The sequence below is a fragment of the Actinomycetota bacterium genome (genome assembly GCA_009923495.1).
Classification (GTDB): Bacteria; Actinomycetota; Actinomycetes; order S36-B12; family UBA5976; genus UBA5976.
The window spans coordinates 1-1,156 of sequence record RFTJ01000058.1; the positions used below are offsets into that span (position 1 = coordinate 1).

2 protein-coding genes are annotated in these 1,156 nt (G+C 34.9%); one reads left to right on the top strand and one right to left on the bottom strand.

The genetic code is table 11. From position 1 onward, the window contains the following. Positions 1 to 820: hypothetical protein (locus tag EBS36_07525; GenBank protein NBU32997.1), on the bottom strand; the 820-nt coding region annotated here is incomplete at its 3' end. Between the two features lie 146 nt (positions 821 to 966). On the opposite strand from EBS36_07525, the gene EBS36_07530 reads away from it, so the two are divergent. Next, positions 967 to 1,156 (top strand): hypothetical protein (locus tag EBS36_07530; GenBank protein NBU32998.1); only part of this gene is annotated, 190 nt, incomplete at its 3' end.

Here is a 1,156-nt window from a genome sequence, read left to right on the forward strand (position 1 = left end):
CTCCTCCTAACATTATCTGATTAGAACTGGTTATTTGTGCATTGTAACCAAGTGCTGTTGAATAATTTAATGGATCATTTGCTACATTTGTATTTGCACCTAAAAGTGTATTATATTCACCATTTACTAGATTTGCCTTAGCGCTATTATAACCTATAGCTGTATTATATTGCGATTCTACTTTTGTTAATGTACTAGTACCTATAGCTGTATTATATGAACCGTTAACTCCATTCATCATTGAAGAATTTCCTATAGAAGTATTAGCTATACCTGTAGTTAGCAAATATAATGAATTAGAACCTACAGCGGTATTATTATAACCTGAAGTATTTGAATTTAAAGAATTGATACCTACAGCGGTATTATCTGTACCAGTAGTATTAGAATTTAAACAATTAAAACCTACAACAGTATTACTGGGTTGAGAACCATTACCTAAACCTACTCGTACTCCGTTAAATGCTGAATCAATCGATGTAGTAACTGAAACTAAGTTCGCATTTGCTCCTGTTATTCCTCCTGGTGCGGAAATTTGTTGTGTTGAAGATAGGTAAGAAAAAGAACCTGTTGCTCCTACTATACCTCCTGGTGCTACAACTTGTGGATATAATCCTGAACCATTGTCTCCTCCTAACATTATCTGATTAGAATTTGTTATTTGTGCATTATAGCCAACTGCTGTTGAATAACTTAATGGATCACTTGCTACATTTGTATTTGCGCCTAAAAGTGTATTGTATTCACCATTTACTAGATTTGTAATACCGCTATTAGATCCTATAGCTGTATTATTTGAACCAGTTTGTAAATCATTCATTGAAGAATTTCCTATAGAAGTATTATTTGTACCTGTAGTATTTGAAGTTAAAGTATTATTACCTACAACTGTATTAGTGGATTGAGAACCACCACCTAAACCTACCAGTACTCCGTTAAATGTTGAATCACTTGTTGTAGTAACTGATGAAAAAGAACCGGTTGCTCCTGTTACTCCAGAAGGATGGTATGATTGACCTGCTACCATTAAATAAGCAAAAGAACCTGTGCCTCCTGTTATACCTCCTGGAGCTACTACTTGTTGTGTCGAAGATAGGTATGAAAAAGAACCGGTTGCTCCTGTTACTCCAGAAGGATGGTATGATTGACCTGCTAC